Below are 22,669 nucleotides of genomic sequence, written 5' to 3' on the forward strand. Positions count from 1 at the left end.
GGGGGAGAGCGTCACTCGCCGTCGGGGTCGATGAGCTGCAGGCCGAGGGCCTCGCGGTGTTCGTCGTCGAGGAGGAGGGCGACGGGCTGGCCGTCGTCGGTGAGGCAGCAGACGATGGTGTCGTCGCCGGGCGCGGTGGGGAGGATGGTGCGGTTCCAGCGGATGGTGATGGGGTCCATGACGGGTCCTCAGCTGGTCGTGGTGCGGGCGGCGGCCCGCTGTTGGCGCTCGTAGCGCAGGTCGCGCAGTTCCTCGCAGAGCTGGTCGAACCGGTTCCGGGCGAGGTTCAAGGCCTTGCGGGCGTCCTGGATGTCGGCTCGGAGGCGGCGTTCGCGCTCGTCGAGGTCGGCGTCCAAGAGCGGCGGCGGGGTGTCGGTCACCGGTCGCCCCCGGCGGTCGGGGCGGTGCACGCCGTGGTAGTGGCGCCGCCGTACAGGTAGCCGCGGTTATCGAGGACAGCGTCGCCGCACCGGGTACAGGTCCAGCGTTCGACGGCCGTGATGGCGGCGGGCGGGTCCCACTCGAAGTGGCGAGTGTCGAGGATGGGGCTGCTGGGCGGGGTCGTCATCGCGTCTCCGTGGTGGGTGTGTGGCGGGCGGCCGGTGGGTGCCGGCCGCCCGGGGGTGGGTCAGGCGGCAGCGCTGCCGGATCGGCAGGCCCAGGGCGAGCAGCCGTCCGGGTCGCCGTCTTCCAACTCGGCGTCGGCGATCTGCCCGAACACGTCGGTCTGCCGGGAGGCCCACTCGTGGGTGGTCACGCGGTCGATGGGCGCCTGGTCGAGCGGGAGGCGGGAGCGGTGTAGGTAGGCCTCGCCAAGGAGGGGCTTGCCGTTGGCGGTGCCTCGGGCATTGCCGGAACGAATCTGCCGGTCGAAGTCGACGGCGTCCGCCCACTCGTCGGGCCGGTTGTCCCGCATGTCGCGCCACTGGGCGTTGCCGTGGAACGGGCAGCCGATGCACGCGGATTTCGGCGTGGACTCCCAGCCGGCCGAGCGCAGGTAGCGCAGGCAGTCGTCGCGGGTCCACCCCCCCCGGCCGTCGGCCGCGCCGTCGAGGTCGAGGAGCGGGAAGGCGTTGCGGGCGTACTTGACGTCGGAGTCCTTGGCGCGGCCGATCTCGTCGCGGCTGATGCCGATCCACTGCTCGACGTGCAGGCCGCGCGGGACTGGTGTCGGGTGCGGGTAGCCGAGGAGCTGCCGGACCTGCGCCTTGATGGCGACGACCTTGTACTCGTTCGAGCACTGGCGTCGAGTCATCCCGTTGCCGCCGTCCTGGTTCTTGACGAACAGGGGCATGGAGGCGAAGCGGTGGGCGGGGTCGAGGGCGTCGTTGCGGATGTTGCCGCGGCTGACGCGGTGGAGCGGGATGCCGGCGGGCTGGAGGATCTCCCGGTCGAGGCGGTCGAGGTGCTGGTAGACGGCGGCGGGTTCCCAGCCGGTGTCGGCGAAGATCGCGGCGTCGAGCTTGGGGAGGCGGCCTTCGGCGGAGAGGAGGGCGAGGGTGGTGCTCTGGACGCCGGCGCCGAGCGACAGGACGCGCAGGGCGGGTTCGACGGTCATTGGAATACTCCTGGGGGTATTCGGCGAGGCGGTCGTGTGGCGTGGCGGCCCGTGGACGCCTGTTCGGGCGCTCGGGCTGGGTCGTGGTCCGGTGCGGTGCTGTTCGGCCGTCAGGCGGCCGTCTGCGGGCCGCTGGGGGCGGGCTGCGGGTAGCAGGCGATGTAGTACGCGCAGGTGCAGGAGCGGACGCGGGCGGCGGAGGCGTTGCAGTCGCGGTCACCGGCCGGGTCGTGGGCGGATTCGAGGTGACCGCAGTCCGCGCAGGTGGGCGGGTCGGTCTCGGCGAGGGCCCGGGTGCGCTTCAGCACGTCCCGGAGCCGCTCGGTCTCGGCCTCCAGTTCCCGGACCCGGGCGAGCAGCTGCTCGACGTCCGTGCGGGCGGCGGCGATGAACTCGGCGTTGGCCCTGTCCTCGCTGAACTCGCTGTCGGTGCGAGCGATCCAACCGGAGGCGGCGATGATGTCCGCTTCGATCTCGCTGTCGTCGACGGTCCACGGTCCGTCGGTGGCGGCGTCGGCGCGGGCCTGGATGGCGTCGAGGTCGAGGGGCTGGGTGGCGGGCTGGGGCTGGTTCATCGGGCGTCGGTCTCCTCGGTGCGCAGGTCGATGTGTTCGAGGGAGATGCCGCCGGCGTAGCCGTCGACGGCGACGACCGGGGTGCCGTGGCCGAGGTTCCAGGCGTGGCTGCGGGTGCGGGTTTCCAGGCGGGGGTAGTCGGTCGCGCCGATCTCGGCGGCGTACTCGGGGCGGATGCCCGGGTAGGCGGTCACGGGCGTGCCGACCGGGTAGCGCTCGTTCCACTGCTCGACGGTCAGGCTGGTCACGGTGGTCTCCTCAGGCGGCGGGGCGGCGGGTTGTGTCAGCGGTGGGTGTCGCGCCAGTGCGCGTTGGCGGCCTCAGTGGCGACGCCCAGGTCTGCAGCGCAGGAAACGACCACCTTGACGGGCTCGCACAGCCGACAGATCAGATCCCCGCCCGTGGTCTGGGTGAAGTGGTGCAGCCGGGGCGCGTACGCCCGGTAGCGGATGATGACGGCCTCGGGCGTCCCGTCGCGGGTGACGAGGAGGGGGTCGCGGGTTCGGTGGCTGTCGAGGCCGGCGATCAGGTCGTCGAGGTTGAGTGCGAGGTCGCGGATGTCGATCGGGTTCATCGTGGTCTCCTCAGGCGGCGGGTTGGGCGGTGTGTACGAGCCAGGCGTCGGCCCGGCTGGGGTGGCTGCCGTCGGTGAGGCGGCGGCCGGTGGGTGTCCGGCAGGGGGTGCCGGCCTTGGCGCGGCAGGTGGGGACGGGGCAGGGGATCGCCCACTCGGGCGGCGGCTGGTGGCGGCGCAGGCCCTGGGGCATCGGGGCGCCCATCAGGCGGCCCGGCGGCGGCGATCGCGGCCGGTCATGACGACGACGTCGGTCATCTCCATGAGGCGGCTGACGATGCGGTCGCCGAGGATGACGTCGAGGCCGGGCCCAACGATGGCGCCGGTCTTCGGGTCGCGGGGCGCTTCGGTGGGGTAGTTCGAGGTGAACACGGTCGGCCGGCAGGCGTTGTACCGCTCGTTGATGAGCCGGTAGGTGATCTCCTCGACCCATTCGGATGCCTTGGCGGAGCCGAGGTCATCGAGCAGCAGCAGGGGTACGCGGGCGAGCCGGTTGAGCGCGGTCTCGGTACCGGCGTCGGATCCGCCGGGGCGGAGCCGGCCGTACATGTCGGCGGCGGTGGTGGCGATCAGCTCGTAACGGGCGGGTCCGGCTTCGGCGATCATCCTCAACGCGGCCCAGGCCTGGTGGGTTTTGCCGGTGCCGGTGGTGCCGGTGAGGAGGAGGGAGCGGGCTTTGGTGGGGTCCTTGGCCACCTGCTGGGCCCAAGCGCCGACTGCGGGATCGGCGGCGATGGGGGCGGCATTGGCGTACCGGCGGGGCACGGCAGTCTCCCAGCGAGCGAGGGCGAACTCGGCGCGGGCCCGGCGGTGGTACTCGGGGTGACCGGGCTCGTCGGGGCTCGGCGTGTCGTCGATGGGGCCACGTTCGGGCAGCGGGATGCCGAGGCGGCCGAGGCGGGCCTGCAGAGCGGCAACGCTGTCGGCACTGCCGAGGCGCTGGGGTTCGGTCATCGGGGTTACCAGCCGTTCTTGTACACAGCGGGGTCGGGGTTGCTGTAGGGCTGCCAGCCCTGGGAGTTGCCGCCGGAGACTGCGCGGAGCGGGGGGCGTTCGGCGTCGGCCGAGGGCAACGGCGGGAGTTGGCACCAGCCGTTGAGGAAGTAGCGGGCCGAGTCGATGCCGCCATGCTGCCGGTCCCAAACGCGTCGGGCGTACTCGACGAGCGCGGGGATCCCAGACTTCTTGATCGCGGCGTCGAGCTTGAACCACTCACCGGAGTTGAAGGGCCAGCGGACGACCACTCCGGCGAGAGTGAGTTGGTCGGAGAGTGGTCGGGCAAAGTCGGGGAAGCCGTCCGCGTCGATCGCTCCCTCCCTCTTGGGAGGGTGGGATTGGTAGTGGGGTCCGGTTTCCGGACCCTTATCGGTCCGGTTTCCGTACCCCTGGGGTCCGGTTTCCGGACCAAGAGGCTCATCTGTCTCGGTCCGGTTTTCGGACCGAGAGGAGCCGCTAGGGGTCCGGTTTTCGGACCGAGAGCTCTCCTCTGTTGGTCCGGTTTCCGGACCAACAGCGCCGTACTGGGGGCGCTTGAAGTTGACCGCCAGGGGCATCTGATAGGTCGCTGCGCGGCTCCCCGACGCCGGACGGACGATCTTCAACTCGCCCGACTCCAGCAGCTTGTCCACCGCGGCCACGACCGAGGACTTCGCCGCGTTCGACCACTGGATGAACTCGGCCGTGCTGAGCGAGGCAACACAGTCAGCCCCAGGCGCCTTGTTGGCGACCGCGAGCAGGCAGTGCCGGCCGGTCCCCTTCGACTGGGAGTGCAGCCACACCCAGTACATGGCGTCGAGGGTCACGTGGTCCTTCTTCCGGTAGTGCGGTCGGGGGTTGGTGGCCTGGGGCGGGGGACGGTCACCCCGCCCCAGGCAGTCAGGCGGCGGTGCCGTCGGACAGGAGCCGGACGCGTGCGAGCTGGCGGAGTGTCGTTGGGGCCCACGGGACGGCGGCCGGCTGCAGGTGCTCGTCCCAGGTGACGTGGGCGAGCACGTCGGAGGCGATGGCGTCGGGGTCGACCATGGCGGCCAGCACGACGGCGAGGGCCTGGAGTTCGGGGACTGCGAGGCGGCCGATGAGGTCGGTCACGTCGAGCTGGCCGCCGTCGCCGTGGACGATCGTTGCGAGGCGGGCGCCCTTGTAGACCATTCGCTCGGCCAGGGTCCCGCGCTCCTCGGGGGTCACTGCTCGCCGTCCTCGACGATCTCGCCCTCGAGAGGCTCGTCGTCCTCGGACCGGGTGATGGGCAGTGCGGGCAGCGGCGCGGCGGCAACGTCGACTGCGGCCGACGTGCTGCCGGGGGTGACGTACTCGGCGCTGGTCGGCACCCACTTGGCGAGGCGGTGTGCGGCTGTCTTCAGCCACATCGCTTCCTCGTTGGTTTGCCACGGCGACCACGACTTGTCGGCGCTGTCGGACTTGGCCCGCGCGTCCCGGATGTGCTTGCGGTTGAGGACGACGACCTTCGACGTGGCGCCGTCCTTCATGACGGCGTAGGCGTAGACGAGTCGCAGGTCCCCGCGGTCTTCGGCGTCCCAGTCGATGTGGTGGTCGGGGCGCTCATCACGGCCGGGCCGGTAGTCGAAGTGGTCGCGTTCGCGGACGACTTCGACGATGACGCTGGACACGGCGCCGGCCCGGTACATGAGCTCGATCTCGCCCTGGTAGCCGCGGACGCCGGTGACCTCGGTGCACCGCTTGTTCTTGTTCCAGCGGGGAACGAGGTAGTACTGCTCGGTGCCGGGCTCGAGACCGAGGCGGGCCGCGTCGAGGAGCACGGACATGAACTGCCCGGGGTCGTTGGTGGCGGCCTCGAGGAGCTTAGGGTCGCGGCGGAGCAGACCCTGGGTGATGCGGATCCACGCGCCGACGCGGGACTGCAGGTGGGTGGGGATGACGAGGGCGATGTCGCCGCGGTACTGCTCGACGAGGGCGCCGGGGCCGGCCTCTCGCTTCTCGATGGCGGCGCTTATGGTTCCGGTCATGCGGTACTCCGGTCTCGTGCGGGCTGGAGGCTGTGGGTGTGGCCGTCGCGGACGGTGCGGGTGGCGACGAGCCGTCCGGCGGTGCGGGCCCGTCGGCCGTCGCCGATCCGGTCGAGGATGCGGCTGCGGCACTCGGTGAGTTCGGTCTCGGCTGCGGCGTGGGCGTCGATTGCCGCGAAGTAGCGGTCGCGCAATTCGGCCTCGATCTCGACGTCGACATCGCGCATGCCGTCGGGCAGATGGCGGATCGTCTGGTACGTCGCCGAGTGGCCGTCGATGTCCGGTCGATACCCGTCCTCGACGTCGTCGAGGAACAGGCGGGCCTTGGTGCGGAGCAAGTCGGCCTCGTCCGCGTCGTACTTGATCGGGTAGGTGCGGTAGTCGTGGCCGGCGATGAGCACGGCTACGGTTGCCCGGGTGAGTCCGAGGGTGTCGAGCTGCCACATAACCTGGCAGCGGTAGTACACCGGGATGCCCAGCGGATCGCCGTCCTCACCCCACCCCTCCGCGACGGGGCTGGTCTTGATCTCCAGCACCTCCGTGTCGGCGACCGTCCACTTCTCGTCCAGGACGAGCGGGGTGATCAGCCGGTCCGGGGTGCAGCGCTGCCACGGCCGGTCCCGGTGCCGCCAGGTGCCGGTGGTGAGGACCATGTGGTTCGGATGGTCTTCCTGCCACTTCTCGGCGACGGTCGGCTCGTGCCGGTTCCCCCACTCCATCTCGGACGTTGCGGTGAACGTGTCCGGGGCCTCGCCACGGAGCCGGTGATAGAGCGACAGACGCGACTCCCACGGCGACAGGCCCATGACGGCGGCGATCCGGGTGGCGGTGATGACCGGGCCCGTACGGGCGGCCTCCCATTCGGAGGTGCCCGGCTGCAGGCGCCCCAGGAGGACGCCCGTCGGGGTCGGGGTAGCCCTCACGCGGCCGCCGCCTTGCTGACGCCGCCGGCGTTGATGATGGCGAGCATCTTGTCGTCGTAGCCGAGGGCGTGGTCGAGCTGCTCGAGGGCGCTCTCGCGGTCGCGCCGCAGCAGCTCGTTCTCGCGGCGGAGCCGGGCGATCTCCTCGACCATCGCGGCGTGGCCCTCGCGCTGGGCGAGGTGCATCTCGCCGAGGGCTTCCTCGGCGACGTCGGCACGGCGGATGGCGGACCGCAGCCGGGTGGAAAGCGTCAGGCACTGCTCGCGGGTCTCGCGCAGGTCGGCCTTCAGGCAGCGGACCACGGCGGGCGTGTCGAGCGGCTGGGAGGTGGTGGCGCGGCGGAACAGGAACATCAGGACTCCTTGGCGGTGCGCTGGCGGGGGAAACGGGCGAGGTGGCGGCGCTCGGCCTCCTCAGCGGTGGGCGGCACGAACGCGTGCCAGCCGGGGCCGGGCATCCAGCCCTTGATGTGGGCGGTGCGCGGCTGGTCGCACTCCGCGCAGCGGGTCGGGTCTGCGGCGATCACTCGGCGCCCTCGGGGGTGGCGGAGTGCAGCGCGGCGACGATCAGCAGCGCGGCGTCGTGGGCAGTGGCGGTGTGCGCACCGCTCCGCGCGCCGTTGCTGCCGATCAGCGCCTCGAACCGGCCGTTGTGGTGCTCGACGACAACACCGGCGAGCCGGCTGTCCGCGGCGGCGATGAGCGTCCAGTAGCGGCCGGCGGGGTTCGCGCCCGGCGACGCCCACAGGGCCGTGCCGTTGATGAGGACGTCCGCGACGCCGGTCACCGTGGAGATGTCGGAGATGGCGGTAGGCTGGCTCATGGCCCGCCTCCTTTCTCTGCGTGAGTTGGTTGATCGGTGGGCCAGGGCTCTCGCGGGCGGCATCCGGGCGCAATCCGGGTGTGCCAGGCGGGGGCCCGACCCATGTCAGGGGTGCGTCAGGCGGCGCGACGGCGGCCGAGGGTGGCCGGGTCAACCTCACCGGCCTGCTGGATCGCGAACACGTGATCCAGGCGGAAGCAGATCTTTCCGGCGACCTTGGTGTGCGGGATGCGCTTGTTGTACGCGGCGTCCTTCAACGTTCGGACGGTGTAGGGCAGGAGCTTCATCTCGATCACCTCCTCCGGCGTGTAGAGCCGGAGCCGGTCCGCTGCGGAGAGCGCGGGCGGCTCGACCAGCACGGTCACGGCTGTTCCTCTCGGTTGATGGCGGCTACGGGCACCGTCAGCGCTGCGGCGATGCGCCGAAGCGTCTCCTCGCTGGCGCCGGACTGGCCCCTCTCCAAGCGGGAGAGGAAGCCGACGTCCCGGCCAGTTCTGGCGGCGACCTCGCGAAGGCTCAAGTGTTGAGACCTCCGTATGGCCCTGATTGCGGTGCCGTTCGGTGTCACGGGAGAAGCACACCACAGTAGATCTCAACTTTCAAGGCCTCTGGCTACACGATGGCCACACTTTCCACCGGTAACAGTTGAGACTCGCCGGGCCTGAGGGGCTCCTGATGCAACACTTTGGAGGGCGACTTGAGCCTTAAGCGCAGCTCAAAAGGCTTGATCCGGTCGTCAGAGTTGCATGAGCATGGGGCATCATGGGCCCATGGACAGAGACTGGGGCCGCCTTGGACGCGCAGTGAAGGCTGCGCGGCAGGACAGCGGCATGACTCAAGACGACCTCGCCAAGGCCGTTGGCGTGGGCCTGTCGACAGTCCAGACCCTGGAAAGAGGGTCGCGTTCATATGCCAAGGTCAATGCGACCCACAAGGCAATCGCCAAGGCCGTCGGCTGGACCGAGGACAGTGTCGAGGCTGTGCTGGCTGGCGGTAACCCGACCATTCAGGGGCGGCATGGCGATGTGACACCGAGCGTCGAAGCCGAAGGCGAAGTGGTCGACGAGCTTCTTGATGAGCTGACCGGGCGGGTGCGGGCAGCCCTGCTCGGCGGCCGAGTCGCGGACGCTACGGCGATTGCCCTCGACACGCCTGATGAGGGCGACGTGGTGATCATCTGGAAGGAAGGGGAGACTCGGGACCTCACGCCCGAAGAGCGGCGCAAGTTGCAGAAGAAGTGGAGCCGGCTCCAGCGAGCCGCGCACGAGATCTTCTCTGAAGACACAGAGTAAGTCGACAATCACACGACACGCCCGCAAACCCGTGCGCATATGCCAAACGTGTGTCAGGATTCCGCTACCTGCGTGAGGGGGGTCAACCCAACCAGGTGAGGGGGGACCGCCCCAATGCGGCTGCGGATCGAGCGCGTAACGGACATCCCCCACGGCGGCCTAGCGGTCGTCCGACGGAAGGCCGGCGCGCCGGTGGTCCAGCTGAACGCTTACCTCGTCACAGAGGCTCAGGCGATCCGGTTCGGCCAGCGGCTCCGTGAGGACCCGGACCTCCTGTGGGCGATCGGCGTAGCCGACGTGTAGCACGGCACCACCCTTGGCACGGCGGGGCATGCGGGACGGCAGGCCCCGCCTGCCAGGACTAGGGAGGGTGCATTGGCGTACGCCGAGAAAGTGTTCAAAGTCCGCAACGGCAAGAAGACGGCCCAGTACACATGGCGGTCGCGGTACCTCCTGCCGGACGGTATCAACTACGGCAGCGAGCCGGGATTCTTGACCAAGAAGACCGCCGTGGACTGGGGCAACGAACAGGAAGCCGCGATCCGCGCCGGCAGGTGGACCGACCCGAAGCTCGCGCAGACGCAATTCGGGCAGTGGGCCCGTGAGTGGATGGCTGCCAAGGCTCCCCGCGGCCGCACCAACACCACACGCTGGGACCGGCTCGACACCCACATCCTCCCGCGCTGGGAGCACACGTCGCTCAACCAGGTCAACTGGTTCGAGGCGGAGGCCTGGGCCAACTCCGTCGGTGAGACGCACGACGACACCACCGCATCGCACTGTCTCACGCTCATGAGCCAGATCATGACCGGCGCGGTCGACGCAGGGAAGATCCAGGTCAACCCGTTGTTCGGCCGCCGCCGCAGTCGCACCGCAGCCATCAAGGCGAAGAACCAGGCGAAGCTCGTCAAGAAGCAAGCCGCCCCAGCCACGCCCGAGTTGGTGCTCCAGCTTGCCCGCCGTGTCGGCCCGCTCGACGGCATGCACATTCTCACCACGGCGTTCGTGGGGCCCCGTTGGGGAGAGGGCTGTGCGCTCACCCGCGGCAGCCGTGGAGAACGGCGCGAGGCCCACGGAAACGGCGTCTGGAGCTGCCCCACGCTCCAGATCCGCGACGAGGTCGCCGAGTATCAGACCCGCCTGTCAGACGGCACGAAGGGGCCCATGCACTTCGACCTGGAGCCGGTGAAGAACGACGGCTCCCTACGGGACATCGATGTGCCGCCGTTCCTCAACGCCTTGCTCGACGAGCACGAGAAGCGCATGAAGCCCGAGCACAACACGCTCTTCTGTACCCGTAAGGGAGTGTGGTGGCGCAACTCGAACTTCGGTCGGCAGGTGATGAGGCCCGGCGCGGACGGGCGCAAAGCCCTGGAGGCGTCGAAGGGGCATGCGCCACGGGAGGGTTGGGAGCCGCTGCTGCCCGGGCTTACCATGGACCTGCTGCGGCACTTCCACGACACCCTGCAGTCGCAGATAGGAGTGGCGGACCCGCTGGCACACGAGCAGGCCGGCCACGTGCGGTCCGGCATCAAGGCCGTGTACCAGCATCCGACGGTGCCGATGCGGATCGACCGGCTCAACGGCCTTCAGGCCGTCTTCGAGCAGGCGATGGCGAATCTGGGGTGGGAGAGGGTCTGGGAGAGTTGATCTCCCATAATTCCCCTAAATGATCTCCATTGAGTCCATCGCAGCAGGTGAGAGGCAGTCAAAACGGTGCTCTTACAAAGCAGATGTCGGCGGTTCGAAACCGTCCGCGCCCACCGACGAGAAGGGCCAGTTCAGAGGCTTGATCCTCCCGAACTGGTCCTTGATCGTTTCCGGGGTCCTACTCGTCCCGTGCCACCCGCGTGCCAGATGTCAACGGGGGACGCGTGGGATCAGCCAGGCCTCGACTGGTTCCTCGAAGGCGTAATCGCGCTCCCGAAGCAGGTGACGACGTCCCGCCTCAGAGCAGGACAGCGGGATGATGGCTCGGAGACTATCGTCGCCAGGTATCGGGTTTGTGGGACCGCGAGTTGTCCGGGTTAGCGAGCGCCTCAGCGACTATGGTGCCCCCGCTTCCACGTGCCCAAGACGGCTTGTCAGCTTCCCCGGTTGCCGCAGAGTGTGCTTGCCGCATGTCCTGAGCCCGCTTGCTGACCCGGCACCTCCGCAGGTTGTGCACCGAACGGTGAGGCTGGAGGCTTCACGCAGCCGCCCCGAGGGCGGCAGCGAGCAGCTGTCCGACGAGTCGACGGCCGTCGCGTGGCTCACCCCGGAAGAGATGCCTGCTCGACGCCGTCCAGGGCGACGTGGCCCCGCATGTCCGGACGCACGACGGTCGGACGCTCATCGACACGCCGCAAGCGGGCTGAGTCAGCGGGCCTTCCTGCTCCGCTTGCCCATCTGGCTCCAGACATGACGGTGGCGGGCGATGGTGAAGATCCGATCCACCCTGTTCGGGGACAGAACCGCCGGCCGGGCGGGCAGGACAGCGGCGATCTGCTCGCCGTCGATGACCGTCACTCCAGGCGTTGCCCCGAGCGTGATCTTCTGGGCGCCGACAACGGCGATGACCGGGTGAACGGGGACCTCGAAGCCGCACCACTCGGACAGCAGCTTGGCAGTGCGGTTGGCCTCGAACTCGGAGTTCTCCAAGTACGGGAAGCCGTTGCGGTTCACCTTCACGACCTTGTCGCCGACCCAGACAGTGGCTCCCGGATGGTGCTTAGAGTTGACCGTGAAGACGCCCGGCGGGCCTATGACCACGTGGTCGATATCGGACCCGGACGGCAGTGGCACCCCGTGCAGGACCCGCCAGCCGGCGGTTTTCAGCGGTTCCAAACGGGCACCGACGAACTGCTCGCCTTCGAGGCCGCGCAGCGTGCTTGAATCACCGAGGCGTTGACGGGAGAGCTTGGCCGCGAGGCGGACGAGCAGCTTGTACTTCGCCTCACCCTGGCGTACCAGGGTCTCCAACCCCGCGCCGGGCAAGTTCCGTGCGAGGTCGTCCTCTTCCCGCATCGGAGGGAGGAACGGGACTTCTGTCCGAGGCTGCGGCACCGGAGCCGTGGTTGTCTTCGCGGGTTGCTTCTTCTCTTCTCTGCGTCGAACGGTGCGGGGTGGTACGTGACTACCGAAGGATCGGCACCACTCTTCAACCTTGGCCAGTGCGAGGGTCTCGAACTCGGGGATGTCGACCGTGACGACGCCGGTCTTGCAGTCCAGCCAGGCCACCGAATCACCGCGGGCGCCAGCCTTGTTGACGTAGAGGCGCTCCTTCCCCGGCACTCGCCAAGGCTTGACCACCAGCTCCGTCATGCGTCCCCCTCCGGCGTGCTCTCCCTGACCCAAGGTCAGCATGCCCACGTAGCGATCGGCAGGAACGCAGAGAGCCAGCCGACCAGGCAAGTTCAGCCAGCGGCCAGGAGTCCAAGGTGAAGGGAGTCGAGGGAGGGGTGTGCGTAAAAATCTTCTCTACGGGTTCAAGGCGCCTCGCTCCGCTCGGCGGGGAGGTGGGCGGAGCCCAAGGGGAAGGCACATCACGGCGGATCGGAGATCCGGCGTCGATTCCCGGCCTCCTGAACTACTCGAAGAGCAGCCTCACACAAGGTTCGGGGTGACCGCGCAAAGCGCGGCGGCGCCGGCCTTCCTCCGGCGCGCGCCCCGCCTCCTGTCTGCGCCCCGGCTGGGGCTTCGCCGTCGTCGGCCGCGCCCGAGGGGCGGAAAGCTAAGGCCGGGGCGGTACGGACAAGACAAGACTTCCCCCGTAGCGGAGGAGGGTGGGGAAGGTGCAGCTCAGAACCAACCCCGCCGGGGCCGGGGCGGACGGCTCCACGGTTTTACCCACCTCTCCGGGCAGGGACCCGCGTCGAGCAAGACCGGGGGGCCACTCGGCCAAATTGCGGTCAGGCCCAAAGAGCCCTGACCGAGTCGCAACAGCTTACGGCCCCCCGATCATGCTCGACCCCAGACCGGACAGGACACCGGCCAAAACCGTTCCACCGCCCGCAAGGCCAGGTCACAACCGGCGGCCGCCCTCGCACTCCGGAAGTGGGCGCCGGTTGGCGGCATCTGCGCTGCAGTCAAGACCCGGGCTGCCGAGCTTGGGTAGAGACTCCAGCTTCGGAACTCGTCCAACGTGACGAATTGAGCAACGGTAAAGCGACCCGCTACTCTCCGCGTTTCACAATCGCCGACGACCCGAGATTTTCACTACCTAACGGCAGAGTGCAGAAGGCTAGTAAGTGACCTGCTCACCTGATGGGCGGCATTTGCGTGCCCGCGATTCAGGAAAACGGAGCCGGTGGCCCTAGTCGCCCGCAGACTTTCTGCTCTTGGCCGCTCGCCTTGCCGCGCAAGGACTCCGGCAAGATTCTCGATCAATTCACTCGCGCTTCGACGAAGCCTCGAAAGTCGGGCAATAAGATAACGCCCCCTAATGTCAACCGGCCCTACAGTCTCCTTGAATTCCCGAATAGTGGTTTCCCACTCAGTGTTGAAGAATGACGCGAAATTGCGAAGGTCAGCCTCAAGCTTGGCCCGGTGAGCCTCTCGCTCGGGCCCGCTCGCGGACTCCAACTTCTCCACGTTCTTGCTCAGTACAAGAAGCTTGCGAACGGAGTCGATGAGGAACTCCACGAGGTGCAACCTAGCTTGCCGCGTTGATGCAGAACTCTCAGTCATCTCCTGCGGAGAAGCTGGGGAATACCCGGGGCCGCTGTGCGTGATTGAGTCGAGCAGCCGCCCAATTCGAGTAGCTCGTGGCATGGGCCAGCAATCCGAGGTATCGATGTCGTAGCCAGGTCCCCGCCTAGCCAAAACATCCGCGAGTCGAGCAGCCAATTTCACACACCACCTTCGGATACGGCCGATGAAGACACACCGTCAGGGGACTCTGCTGCAGGCTTGCGACCGCTGGCGGGCCTTTTAGCCTGGCGAGGAAGCCTATTAGCGTTTTTTGCACCCTCTTGGCTGGCGATAGCAGCCTGAGGGCCCATGCGCTGCCACTGCTCCAGAATCGCTGGCGCGCCCGCCCCCGCCATCAGCGCGCCAAGGACACCAAGTGGCCCTGACTCAGCCAAGCCCCATGCGACAGCGGCACCGATAACGACGCGAATAGTCTCGCCGGTCAAGTACATGCCGCACGTCGGGCCGTTCTTAACCCTCCAGGGCCACTCACGCCTGGTCTGAAGGTGCCGATAGAGAGTGACAAGTGAGATCAGCGCGCCACCCACGGCCCCGCACAGAAAGCTCTGCCAGTGCGGCATGCCACCCCTCCATCCAACCCACTCCAGCCCTTAGCAGGCTAGCGCTAGACGACCTGACTGTCACTCAGACTTCCGATCCGGTGCCGCCGAGGCCTTCCGCGCACTCAACCAGGTCGCCAGCCTCCGGGGCGATCAGCAGTTCCAATCCGCGCGCTACTGACTCCTCGTCACTGGTTGGTTGACCAGGCGTGGCCACCGACTACCGACCCAGGCCTCGGGCTGCCAATCCGCGGGTGAGACGGTGCAGGCCTGACGCGCTGCGTGTCTAACTGTCCTGCAACGGGCGCGTACTTGGGCGGACGGCTACGGACGCTCCTGGACCGTTCGGGCAGGTCGGCGGCAGTGACGACCCGGGTCGGGTGGGTGCCCAGGTTGCTTCGGGACGAAGAGGCCGTGGGCTAATGGCCCCCCGATCCAGTCAGGCTGAGGCCCCATCGGAGATAGCCGGTGGGGCCTCTGACGTGGCGCCCATCAAACGGGACCGTGAGCCTATTGTCGTACTGGCGTGTCAGGATCGCGGGCGGACCGTTTTGTTCGTTGAAGGGGGCGCTGTGGGGCGTTCGTTGCGGGTGGGTGACGTGCTGCGGTACACGGCTTCGAAGGACACGGCGCCAGCGACGGTCGATGGGTTCGACAACTTCTACTTCGTCACGGACAGCCCCGGTCAGAAGCGGGCTCTGCTTGAAGCAGGGATCAACGCGATGGCCAAGGTCAAGGCGGGCCCTGGGATGAGGCGGCCGGCGGTGATGATCCGGTCGAGTCCGTGGAAGGCGGGATCGGAGCAGACACCGTGGCACGACGTGTTCGACATCGACAACGGGCACGTTCGCTACTTCGGTGACCACAAACCGGAGATGGCGAAGCCGGTCGGTACCACCACAGGCAACGCGGCATTGCTGGAGGCGTTCGACAGCCACCAGGCCCCCACAGCCGAGGGGAGGGCTGGCGCGGCGCCGCTGCTGCTGTTCCGGTCGGTGTCGAAGAATGGCAAGGTCAAGGGGCATGTCCAGTTCTGTGGCGTCGCTCTGATCGAGCGGGCGGAGCGGGTGGTCCAGTGGGGTGGGCCCGCGCAAACGACGTTCACCAACTACGTCTTCGATCTCGTGGTGATCGACCTCACCGCGGAGGACGACAAACTGGACTGGGACTGGATCACCGCGCGGCGTGATCCCGATCGGACCGATGCCGAGGTCCTGGAACTGGCGCCCGCGGCATGGCGGGAGTGGGTGAAGCACGGTCGCTCGGTGCTGCCGAAGGTGCGCCGGCGGGTGGCACGCTCGCAGGTCGTCAAGGTTCGCGATCAGAGGCCGACTCCGGGCAGCTCGGTCGAGGCAGACCTTCAGGCGGTTTACAAGCGGTTCGACAGCGACAAGCACGCATTCGAAGTGGTGGCCGCGGTCGTCGCTGCGAAGGTGATGCGAGCGTCCGGTCACAGGTACAACGAGGGCTGGCTCACCCGCCGGTCGGGGGACGGTGGGGCGGACTTCGTCGGTCGGCTGGACCTCGGCAGTGGTCTGGCCGGTACCAAGCTGGTCGTTCTGGGGCAGGCGAAGTGCATCAAGCCGGACAGCCTGGTGTCAGCCGAGCAGATCGCCCGGGTTGTGGCTAGGCTCCGGCGCGGATGGATCGGCGTGTACGTCACCACCGGGTCGTACTCGGAGCCGGCGCAGTTGGAGATGGTCGAAGACCAGTACCCGGTGCTGCTGATCAACGGGCAGGACCTGATCGAGGAGCTGTACGAGATCGCTGGCAAGGATCACGGCGGTGATCTGATGGGCTGTGTCGAGGATCTGTTGAGCAGCCGCTCGCTCGAAGTGCTCAACCGGAGGCCCGAGGAGATCCTTCTCGACTGAGCTGCCGCGGATGACGTTCCGCGTGCCACAGGTGTGCCAGATCGGGCGGTACGTGACGGTAAGTTGCGGGCGCCGGCGGTGCGGTGGCCGGGGAACGGGCAGGTCGGGCGGGGTCCAGGTCAGAGCGGGTGGCGCACGCCAAGCCTTACAAAGCGGATGTCGGCGGTTCGAAACCGTCCGCGCCCACCAGCGCAAAAGGCCCGCAGCGATCATGCTGCGGGCCTTTTGACTGCAACGACTGACGACAACTGCTGATGTCAGCCCGCCTTGCGGCGCCTCTTGAGGAGGCGGTCCATGTGCCCGAGCGCCTCGCGCCGGGTCTCCTCCGAGACGTGCGTGTAGACGTTCATCGTCACGGCGATCTGAGAGTGCCCCAGGATCTCCATCACCACCCGCCCTCCCCCGTGACGCCGCACCCCCGGTGGTCGGGGGTGGCGATCTCGGTGGTAGGGAGGTGGGGTGACTACCAGGGCGTTTGATGCGGTGTTGTGCGATGTGGACGGTGTGATCCGGTTCTTCGACGGGGCCGGGGTGGCCGCGTTGGAACGGGCGGCGGGGGTGGGGGTCGGGAGTACGGCGGCGGTCGGGTTCGCGCCGGAGAACGACCGGCCGTTGTTGCTGGGGCGGACCAGTAAGGCCGAGTGGGTGGAGTCGATCGCCCGCGGGCTGACGGGGCGGGTGCCGGAGGGGGCGGCGCGGGGGTTGGCGGAGGCGTTCGCGAACTCGCCGTTCTGGGCGGACGAGGTGGTGGTGGAGCTGCTGCGGCGGGTGCGGGAGCACTGCCGGGTGGTGCTGGTGACCAACGCGACGGTGTGGTTGGACGAGGACCTGGCGCGGATGGGGCTGACGGATCTGGCGGACGAGGTGGTCAACAGTTCGCGGGTGGGCAGTGCCAAGCCGGAACGGCGGATCTACGAGATCGCCGCGGAGCGGGCCGGGGCCGCGCCGGAGCGGTGCCTGTTCGTGGATGACCGGCAGGAGAACGTGGACGCGGCGGTGGCCTTGGGGATGGCCGGGGTGCTGTACCGGGGGCCGGAGGATCTGCGGCGGGCCTTGGCGCCGGTGTTGAACTAGCGGGTGGTGTGGGCGCCGCCGTTGAGGTGGAGGGTCTGGCCGGTGAGGTGGCGGGCGCCCGGGGAGGCGAGGAAGTGGACGGTGCGGGCGACGTCGGCGGGGGTGCCGGGGCGGTTGGTGTGGGTCTCGGCGATGAGGGCGGCGCGGCGTTCGGGGGTCATGGCGCCCTGGAAGAAGTTGGTGTCCTCGATGTAGCCGGGGGAGACGACGTTGGCCGTCACGTCGAGCGGGCCGAGTTCGGCGGAGAGCGCGGCGTTCCAGGCGGCGAGTGCGGCCTTTGACGCGCCGTAGGCGCCGCCGCGGCGTTCGGCGCCGAGGGAGCCGATGCTGATGACGGTGCCGCCGGGGACGAGGGCGGGCCGTAGGGCGGTGGTGGTGAGGACGGCGCCGAGCAGGTTCTGGGCCAGGTTGGCCTGCCAGTCGGCGAGGACGGCGTCGAGCGGCGGGAGGTCGGCGGGGGCCGGGGTGGGCAGGCCGCCGGCGGCGTTGACCAGGACGTGCAACTTGGGGACACGGTCGGCTAGTTCAGCTACCTGTCGGGGGTCGGCGGCGTCGCACGGCATGCCTTCGACGGACAGTTCGGCGGCAGCCCGCTCGACGGTGTCGCGGTGGCGGCCGGTGATCAGGACGCGGTCGCCGTCGGCGGCGAAGAGTTCGGCGGTGGCGCGGCCGATGCCGCTGGTGCCGCCGGTGATCAGGACGGTGCGGGCCATGGGTTCCTCCCCGGGATGTATGTTTAGGCCTAAACGTAGCGGGGGTGTCAACGGTGTCGGAAGCGGCAGCCGACGAAGCGGCGGGAGCGGCGGTCGAGGTGGGGGAAGTGGCGATCGAGGTGACGGCGGCTCAGATCGCCGAGGCCTGGCGGCGGGAGCGGCCGGGGACGCCCACTGACTCGATCGGGATCGTCACTCCGGTCTGGTGGCTCGCCAAGCTGTTCACCGACGACCGGTCCCGGGCCCTGCGCGCCGCGGGGATCGACGCCGCGACGCTCGACCTGCTCTCCGTGCTGCGCCGATCGGGTGAACCGTACGCACTGACCACCCGTGAACTGGCCCGGCGCACCCTGGTCACGGCGGGGGCGATCTCGCAGCGGGTGGCCCGGGCCGAGGCGCAGGGGCTGGTCGTCCGGAGGCCCGGGGAGCCGGCCGAGCACGGACGCCGGGCGGTGGTGGTGTCGCTCACGGCGGCCGGGCACGTGCTGGTCGAGCAGTCCGTGGACGTGGTGCTGGGCCGGGAGGCGCGGCTGGTCGACGGCCTGTCGGAGGCGGAGCGCGCGACCCTGGCCGGCCTGTTGGACAAGCTGTTGGCCGATGTACGGCTGCGGGTGGCGGGGCCGGAGGGGCCGGGCGAGGCTCGGGGGGACCATACGGACCCCTGAGAGCGGTGGGCGGATGGCGGAGCAGCCGGGGGAGACCCGGGCGGAGCTGTCGGCGCGGCTGAACTGGCTGCGGGCGGCCGTGCTGGGCGCCAACGACGGCGTGGTCTCCACGGCCGGGATCGTGACCGGGGTGGCGGGTGCGGCCGGTTCCCGTACTGCGCTGCTCGCGGCGGGGGTGGCCGGGCTGCTGGCGGGGGCGATGTCGATGGCGGTCGGCGAGTACGTGTCGGTCAGTACCCAACGGGACACCGAGCGGGCCGCGTTGGCCAAGGAGCGGCGGGAGTCGGCGGAGGACCCGGAGGGCGAGCTCGACGAACTGACCGACTACTACCGGGACAGCGGGCTGACCGACGGCCTGGCCCGGGAGGTGGCGGCGGCGCTGACCGAGCGGGACGCGCTGGCGGCCCACGCGCAGACCGAACTCGGCATCGACCCGGAGGCGTTGACCAACCCCTGGGAGGCGGCGCTGGCCAGCGCGGCCGCGTTCACGCTGGGCGCGCTGGTGCCGCTGCTGGCGGTGATGCTGCCGCCGGAGTCGTGGCGGCTGGGGGTGACGGCGGCCGCGGTGGTGCTCGCGCTGACCCTCTCGGGCTGGACCAGCGCCCGGCTGGGCGGGGCCGGGCGGTGACGCGCAACGTCGCGGGCGGGCTGCTGGCGATGGCGGTGACGTACAGCGGGGGCGTGCTGCTGGACCGCATCGCCGGCTGATGCGCTCGACAGGCGGGTGAACGCGGCCTGTGTTTGTGTGGCTGCAAACCGCTTGGGAGAGGTGAAACGCCGTGACCATTCCCCCGTTCGGATCGAACGATCCGTTCTCCGACCTGCTCAGCCGGTTCTTCGGGATGAGTCCGCTGGCATCCCCGCCCGCTGTGCAGCGGGTGCCGATCGGGCGGTTGCTCAGTGAGTCCTCGCAGGAACTGCTGGCGTTCGCCGCACAGCGCGCGGTCGAGGACGGGGGCAGCGATCTCGACACCGCGCACCTGGCCTGGGCGGCTACCCGGGTGGAGCCGTCGCGGCGGATGCTGGAGCGCGCGGGCATCGACCCGGATCGGCTGTCCCGGGACCTGGAGCAGGCGATGCCGTCCGGGGGCCCGGAGTCGCTGGGCGGGCAGCCCGCGCTCACCCCCTCGGCCAAGCGCGCGCTGCTCGCCGCGCACGCCCGTTCGCAGGCGGTCGGTGCCTCGTACATCGGGCCTGAGCACATCCTCGGCGCGCTGCTGGAACAGGAGCGTTCGGGTGCGGGTACGGCGCTGCGCAACGCGGCGCCCTCGCAGGAGGCGCTGAAGTCGGTGCTGGAGGGGCGCGGCACCGGCGGGGAGCGCAGCAGCGCGGGCGCGCACCCGAGCGAGACGCCGACGCTGGACGAGTACGGGCGGGACCTCACCGAGGAGGCGCGTTCGGGCCGACTGGACCCGGTGGTCGGGCGGGCCGAGGAGATCGAGCAGACCGTCGAGATCCTCTCCCGGCGGACCAAGAACAATCCGGTGCTGATCGGCGAGCCGGGCGTCGGCAAGACCGCGATCGTCGAGGGCCTGGCGCAGCGGATCGTCTCCGGGGACGTGCCGCGGAGCCTCGGGGAGAAGCGGGTGGTCGCCCTCGACCTGACCGCGCTGGTGGCCGGCTCCAAGTACCGGGGCGAGTTCGAGGAGCGGCTGAAGAACGTGATCGACGAGGTCACGGCGGCCGAGAAGAGCGTGATCCTGTTCCTGGACGAGCTGCACACCGTGGTCGGCGCGGGCGGTGGCGGCGAGGGCTCGATGGACGCCGGCAACATCCTCAAACCGGCCCTGGCGCGCGGTGAGTTGAGCGTGGTCGGCGCGACCACGCTGGACGAGTACCGCAAGCACGTGGAGAAGGACGCGGCGCTGGAGCGCCGCTTCCAGCCGGTGCTGGTGCCCGAGCCGAGCGTCGAGGAGACGATCGAGATCCTGCAGGGGCTGCGCGACGCGTACGAGGCGCACCACCAGGTGCGGTTCAGCGACGAGGCGCTGGACGCGGCGGCGACGCTCTCCGACCGGTACGTCAGCGACCGCTTCCTGCCCGACAAGGCGATCGACCTGCTGGACCAGGCCGGCGCGCGGGTGCGGCTGCGCAGCCTCAGCGGCTCCACCGGGGCGACCTCGGTGCAGGAGCGGATCACCAAGCTGAAGCGGGAGTTGGACGAGGCCGTCGCGGACGAGGAGTTCGTGCGGGCCGCCAACCTGAAGACCGAGCTGCGGCAGACCGAGGACGAGCTGGCGGCGATCGCCGAGTCCCGCGAGGAGGTCGTCGACGTGACGGCCGACGACATCGCGCAGGTGCTGTCCTCCCGGACCGGCATCCCGGTCGCCGAACTGAACGCGACCGAGAAGGAGCGGCTGCTCAAGCTGGAGGAGCACCTGCACGAGAAGGTGATCGGCCAGGACGAGGCGGTCAGTGCCGTCGCCCAGGCGGTGCGCCGCGGCCGGGCCGGGATGGGCGACCCGGAGCGGCCGACCGGCTCCTTCCTCTTCCTCGGGCCGACCGGTGTCGGCAAGACCGAGCTGGCGAAGGCGCTGGCGGCGCTGCTGTTCGGCGACCCGGACCGGATGATCCGCTTCGACATGAGCGAGTTCCAGGAGAAGCACACCGTCTCCCGGCTGGTCGGCTCCCCGCCCGGGTACGTCGGCTACGAGGAGGCCGGGCAGCTGACCGAGGCGGTGCGCCGCAAGCCGTACAGCGTGCTGCTCTTCGACGAGGTGGAGAAGGCCCACCCGGACGTCTTCAACCTGCTGCTCCAGGTGTTGGACGACGGACGGCTCACCGACTCCCAGGGGCGTACGGTCGACTTCCGCAACACCGTGGTGATCATGACCAGCAACATCGGATCGCAGCGGATCCTGGACCACTCCGGGAACGTCGACCGGATCAGGGACGATCTGATGCGGGACCTGCGCCGGCAGTTCCGGCCGGAGTTCCTCAACCGGATCGACGAGGTGATCGTCTTCCACGCGCTCACCCGGAAGAACCTGGTGTCGGTGGTCGACCTGCTGCTGGAGCGCACCCGGCGCCGGCTCCGGGCGCAGGACGTGGGGCTGGAGGTCACCGAGGCGGCCAAGGAGTTCCTGGTCAACCGCGGCTACCAGCCGGAGTTCGGGGCCCGGCCGCTGCGCCGGACGATCCAGTCGGAGCTGGACAATCGGATCTCCAACCTGCTGCTGGACGGCACCGTCCGGGAGGGGGACACCCTGATCGCGGACATGAGCGACGGGGAGCTGGTGGTGACACTGGCGCGGCCGGAGGCGTCGGCGACCTCCACGGAGGCGGAGGAGAAGGCGCGGGCCGAGGCAGCTGCCGCCGGGAGCTGACCTCGCCCGTGCCGGGGACCGGCGACCCTGGGATCAGTCCGCCGCGGCCTGCGGGAACACCTCTCGCAGGAGCGGGTCCGGCAGCCCGCGCTTGCGCCACTCGCGCGGGTAGCCGAGCGAGACCTCCTCGAAGGGGACTCCGTCGTAGTTCGTCTTGCGCGGGATGTGCAGATGGCCGTAGATCATCGCGGCGGTGTTGAAGCGGCGGTGCCAGTCGGCGGTCAGCTCGGTGCCGCACCACTGGGCGAACTCCGGGTACCAGAGGACCTCGGTGGGGTGGCGGACCGTCGGGTAGTGGTTGACCAGGACGAGGGGGACGTCCGGGTCGCAGGCCGCGAGCCGCTGCTCGGTCAGCCGGACGCGCTCGCGGCACCAGGAGTCCAGGTCCGGGAACGGGTCGGGGTGGAGCATCCGCTCGTCGGCGCAGACGATGCCGCTCTCGTAGGCGGCCGCCAGGGACTCCTCCTTGGTGGTCGTGCCCGGCGCGCGGAAGGAGTAGTCGTACAGGAGGAAGAGCGGGGCGATGCGGACCGGGCCGCCGGCGCCCTGCCAGAGCGGGTACGGGTCCTCGGGGGTGATGACGCCGAGGCCGCGGCACAGTTCCACCAGGTGCTCGTAACGGGCTACGCCGCGGAGCTGGACCGGGTCCTCGGGGTGGGTCCACAGCTCGTGGTTGCCGGGCGCCCACACCACACGGGCGAAGCGTTCGGCGAGCAGGCCGAGCGCCCACTCGATGCTGGTGGTGAGCTCGGCGACGTCCCCGGCGACGAGCAGCCAGTCGTCGGGGTGGGTGGGCTGGAGCTTCTCCACCAGGTCGCGGTTCTCCTGGTAGGAGATGTGCAGATCGCTCACCGCGAGCAGCCGACCGCCCGTCCCGGTGGACGTCGGCTGTGCGTCGCTGTGGATCTCGGTGGTCACTCCTGCCCCCTGTGTTCACCCGGCCGATGTGGCCACCCTACGTGGCGGGCCGGGGTCATGGGCGGGCTTGACGGGATCAGCCGTTCGAGGGCTGAGACGAGGAGTTGAGGTCGGCTCAGGGGCGGACCTCGACTGCGGAC

At 69.5% G+C, this 22,669-nt stretch carries 28 protein-coding genes and 3 pseudogenes; 9 read left to right on the forward strand and 22 right to left on the reverse strand.

The features are described from left to right. Positions 1 to 11: 11 nt before the first annotated feature. The 18 genes from ACH4E7_RS06960 to ACH4E7_RS07045 all read right to left on the reverse strand — a co-directional run bounded on the left by ACH4E7_RS06960 (position 12) and on the right by ACH4E7_RS07045 (position 8,004). The gene (locus ACH4E7_RS06960; protein ID WP_396247960.1) at positions 12 to 179 is read right to left on the reverse strand and encodes a hypothetical protein; all 168 of its coding nucleotides are present in this window, start codon (positions 177 to 179) and stop codon (positions 12 to 14) included. A 9-nt stretch (positions 180 to 188) separates the two neighbouring features. Beyond that, positions 189 to 380: a hypothetical protein gene (locus tag ACH4E7_RS06965; protein ID WP_396247961.1), complete on the reverse strand. Its 192-nt coding sequence runs from the start codon at positions 378 to 380 to the stop codon at positions 189 to 191. Next, positions 377 to 568 carry a hypothetical protein gene (locus tag ACH4E7_RS06970; protein ID WP_396247962.1) on the reverse strand — a complete coding sequence of 64 codons (192 nt, stop codon included), beginning with the start codon at positions 566 to 568 and terminating at the stop codon, positions 377 to 379. The genes ACH4E7_RS06965 and ACH4E7_RS06970 overlap by 4 nt, the downstream gene beginning before the upstream one ends. Positions 569 to 628: 60 nt before the next feature. After that, positions 629 to 1,558 (reverse strand): hypothetical protein, encoded by a 930-nt coding sequence (locus tag ACH4E7_RS06975; RefSeq protein WP_396247963.1) that lies wholly within the window; start codon positions 1,556 to 1,558, stop codon positions 629 to 631. Positions 1,559 to 1,668: 110 nt separating this feature from the next. Continuing rightward, on the reverse strand, positions 1,669 to 2,133 hold the full coding sequence (locus ACH4E7_RS06980) for a hypothetical protein (protein WP_396247964.1): 465 nt from the start codon (positions 2,131 to 2,133) through the stop codon (positions 1,669 to 1,671). Beyond that, positions 2,130 to 2,381: a hypothetical protein gene (locus ACH4E7_RS06985; RefSeq protein WP_396247965.1), complete on the reverse strand. Its 252-nt coding sequence runs from the start codon at positions 2,379 to 2,381 to the stop codon at positions 2,130 to 2,132. The genes ACH4E7_RS06980 and ACH4E7_RS06985 overlap by 4 nt, the downstream gene beginning before the upstream one ends. Before the next feature lie 35 nt (positions 2,382 to 2,416). Next, the gene (locus tag ACH4E7_RS06990; RefSeq protein ID WP_396247966.1) at positions 2,417 to 2,707 is read right to left on the reverse strand and encodes a hypothetical protein; all 291 of its coding nucleotides are present in this window, start codon (positions 2,705 to 2,707) and stop codon (positions 2,417 to 2,419) included. 10 nt (positions 2,708 to 2,717) lie between these two features. Further along, on the reverse strand, positions 2,718 to 2,912 hold the full coding sequence (locus ACH4E7_RS06995; RefSeq protein ID WP_396247967.1) for a hypothetical protein: 195 nt from the start codon (positions 2,910 to 2,912) through the stop codon (positions 2,718 to 2,720). Next, positions 2,912 to 3,661, reverse strand: coding sequence for an ATP-binding protein (locus ACH4E7_RS07000; protein WP_396247968.1), 750 nt, complete (start codon positions 3,659 to 3,661; stop codon positions 2,912 to 2,914). Before ACH4E7_RS07000 ends, ACH4E7_RS06995 begins: the two co-directional genes overlap by 1 nt. A 5-nt stretch (positions 3,662 to 3,666) precedes the next feature. Further along, entirely contained in the window at positions 3,667 to 4,509 is an 843-nt protein-coding gene (locus tag ACH4E7_RS07005; protein ID WP_396247969.1) for a hypothetical protein, read from the reverse strand. 73 nt (positions 4,510 to 4,582) lie between these two features. Beyond that, positions 4,583 to 4,891, reverse strand: a complete 309-nt coding sequence (locus tag ACH4E7_RS07010) for a hypothetical protein (protein ID WP_396247970.1) — start codon at positions 4,889 to 4,891, stop codon at positions 4,583 to 4,585. Next, entirely contained in the window at positions 4,888 to 5,691 is an 804-nt protein-coding gene (locus ACH4E7_RS07015) for a recombinase RecT (protein WP_396247971.1), read from the reverse strand. The genes ACH4E7_RS07010 and ACH4E7_RS07015 overlap by 4 nt, the downstream gene beginning before the upstream one ends. After that, positions 5,688 to 6,614: a YqaJ viral recombinase family protein gene (locus ACH4E7_RS07020; RefSeq protein ID WP_396247972.1), complete on the reverse strand. Its 927-nt coding sequence runs from the start codon at positions 6,612 to 6,614 to the stop codon at positions 5,688 to 5,690. The genes ACH4E7_RS07015 and ACH4E7_RS07020 overlap by 4 nt, the downstream gene beginning before the upstream one ends. Beyond that, positions 6,611 to 6,967 carry a hypothetical protein gene (locus ACH4E7_RS07025; RefSeq protein WP_396247973.1) on the reverse strand — a complete coding sequence of 119 codons (357 nt, stop codon included), beginning with the start codon at positions 6,965 to 6,967 and terminating at the stop codon, positions 6,611 to 6,613. The genes ACH4E7_RS07020 and ACH4E7_RS07025 overlap by 4 nt, the downstream gene beginning before the upstream one ends. Then, positions 6,967 to 7,140, reverse strand: coding sequence for a hypothetical protein (locus tag ACH4E7_RS07030; protein ID WP_396247974.1), 174 nt, complete (start codon positions 7,138 to 7,140; stop codon positions 6,967 to 6,969). Before ACH4E7_RS07030 ends, ACH4E7_RS07025 begins: the two co-directional genes overlap by 1 nt. Beyond that, a complete protein-coding gene (locus ACH4E7_RS07035; protein WP_396247975.1) occupies positions 7,137 to 7,436 on the reverse strand; it encodes a hypothetical protein in 300 nt (99 codons plus the stop codon). The genes ACH4E7_RS07030 and ACH4E7_RS07035 overlap by 4 nt, the downstream gene beginning before the upstream one ends. Before the next feature lie 116 nt (positions 7,437 to 7,552). Next, on the reverse strand, positions 7,553 to 7,801 hold the full coding sequence (locus tag ACH4E7_RS07040; protein WP_396247976.1) for a hypothetical protein: 249 nt from the start codon (positions 7,799 to 7,801) through the stop codon (positions 7,553 to 7,555). After that, complete coding sequence (locus ACH4E7_RS07045; protein WP_396247977.1) at positions 7,798 to 8,004, reverse strand: helix-turn-helix domain-containing protein; 207 nt, start codon at positions 8,002 to 8,004, stop codon at positions 7,798 to 7,800. The genes ACH4E7_RS07040 and ACH4E7_RS07045 overlap by 4 nt, the downstream gene beginning before the upstream one ends. Positions 8,005 to 8,206: 202 nt before the next feature. Between ACH4E7_RS07045 and ACH4E7_RS07050 the strand changes: the two genes are divergently transcribed. The 4 genes and pseudogenes from ACH4E7_RS07050 to ACH4E7_RS07065 form a co-directional block, all read left to right on the forward strand. After that, positions 8,207 to 8,728, forward strand: coding sequence for a helix-turn-helix transcriptional regulator (locus ACH4E7_RS07050; RefSeq protein ID WP_396247978.1), 522 nt, complete (start codon positions 8,207 to 8,209; stop codon positions 8,726 to 8,728). Between the two features lie 114 nt (positions 8,729 to 8,842). Then, positions 8,843 to 9,031: a hypothetical protein gene (locus ACH4E7_RS07055; RefSeq protein WP_396247979.1), complete on the forward strand. Its 189-nt coding sequence runs from the start codon at positions 8,843 to 8,845 to the stop codon at positions 9,029 to 9,031. Positions 9,032 to 9,103: 72 nt separating this feature from the next. Further along, a complete protein-coding gene (locus tag ACH4E7_RS07060) occupies positions 9,104 to 10,378 on the forward strand; it encodes a hypothetical protein (RefSeq protein WP_396247980.1) in 1,275 nt (424 codons plus the stop codon). A 541-nt stretch (positions 10,379 to 10,919) separates the two neighbouring features. Then, a pseudogene (locus ACH4E7_RS07065) lies at positions 10,920 to 11,085 on the forward strand (NUDIX hydrolase); the annotation flags it as partial. A 1-nt stretch (position 11,086) separates the two neighbouring features. Here the strand turns inward: ACH4E7_RS07065 and ACH4E7_RS07070 are convergent. Continuing rightward, entirely contained in the window at positions 11,087 to 12,031 is a 945-nt protein-coding gene (locus tag ACH4E7_RS07070) for a nuclease-related domain-containing protein (protein WP_396247981.1), read from the reverse strand. 2,527 nt (positions 12,032 to 14,558) lie between these two features. Here ACH4E7_RS07070 and ACH4E7_RS07075 point away from each other — a divergent pair. Next, positions 14,559 to 15,833 (forward strand): restriction endonuclease, encoded by a 1,275-nt coding sequence (locus tag ACH4E7_RS07075; protein ID WP_396247982.1) that lies wholly within the window; start codon positions 14,559 to 14,561, stop codon positions 15,831 to 15,833. A gap of 257 nt (positions 15,834 to 16,090) precedes the next feature. Here the strand turns inward: ACH4E7_RS07075 and ACH4E7_RS07080 are convergent. Beyond that, positions 16,091 to 16,228 (reverse strand): annotated as a pseudogene (locus ACH4E7_RS07080) (site-specific integrase); the annotation flags it as partial. Positions 16,229 to 16,292: 64 nt separating this feature from the next. Here ACH4E7_RS07080 and ACH4E7_RS07085 point away from each other — a divergent pair. Next, positions 16,293 to 16,907, forward strand: a complete 615-nt coding sequence (locus ACH4E7_RS07085) for an HAD family hydrolase (protein WP_396247983.1) — start codon at positions 16,293 to 16,295, stop codon at positions 16,905 to 16,907. Here ACH4E7_RS07085 and ACH4E7_RS07090 read toward each other — a convergent pair. Beyond that, positions 16,904 to 17,620 (reverse strand): SDR family NAD(P)-dependent oxidoreductase, encoded by a 717-nt coding sequence (locus tag ACH4E7_RS07090; RefSeq protein ID WP_396247984.1) that lies wholly within the window; start codon positions 17,618 to 17,620, stop codon positions 16,904 to 16,906. The genes ACH4E7_RS07085 and ACH4E7_RS07090 overlap by 4 nt on opposite strands. A gap of 98 nt (positions 17,621 to 17,718) precedes the next feature. On the opposite strand from ACH4E7_RS07090, the gene ACH4E7_RS07095 reads away from it, so the two are divergent. The 3 genes and pseudogenes from ACH4E7_RS07095 (at position 17,719) to ACH4E7_RS07105 (ending at position 21,611) form a co-directional block, all read left to right on the forward strand. Beyond that, positions 17,719 to 18,285: a MarR family winged helix-turn-helix transcriptional regulator gene (locus ACH4E7_RS07095; RefSeq protein WP_396248226.1), complete on the forward strand. Its 567-nt coding sequence runs from the start codon at positions 17,719 to 17,721 to the stop codon at positions 18,283 to 18,285. Between the two features lie 13 nt (positions 18,286 to 18,298). Next, positions 18,299 to 18,993 (forward strand): annotated as a pseudogene (locus tag ACH4E7_RS07100) (VIT family protein). 71 nt (positions 18,994 to 19,064) lie between these two features. Then, complete coding sequence (locus tag ACH4E7_RS07105; protein WP_396247985.1) at positions 19,065 to 21,611, forward strand: ATP-dependent Clp protease ATP-binding subunit; 2,547 nt, start codon at positions 19,065 to 19,067, stop codon at positions 21,609 to 21,611. A 33-nt stretch (positions 21,612 to 21,644) separates the two neighbouring features. On the opposite strand, the gene ACH4E7_RS07110 is transcribed toward ACH4E7_RS07105, so the two are convergent. Then, the gene (locus ACH4E7_RS07110; protein WP_396247986.1) at positions 21,645 to 22,529 is read right to left on the reverse strand and encodes a metallophosphoesterase family protein; all 885 of its coding nucleotides are present in this window, start codon (positions 22,527 to 22,529) and stop codon (positions 21,645 to 21,647) included. Between the last annotated feature and the right edge of the window lie 140 nt (positions 22,530 to 22,669).

The sequence above is a fragment of the Kitasatospora sp. NPDC018058 genome (assembly GCF_044327205.1).
Taxonomy (GTDB): Bacteria; Actinomycetota; Actinomycetes; order Streptomycetales; family Streptomycetaceae; genus Kitasatospora.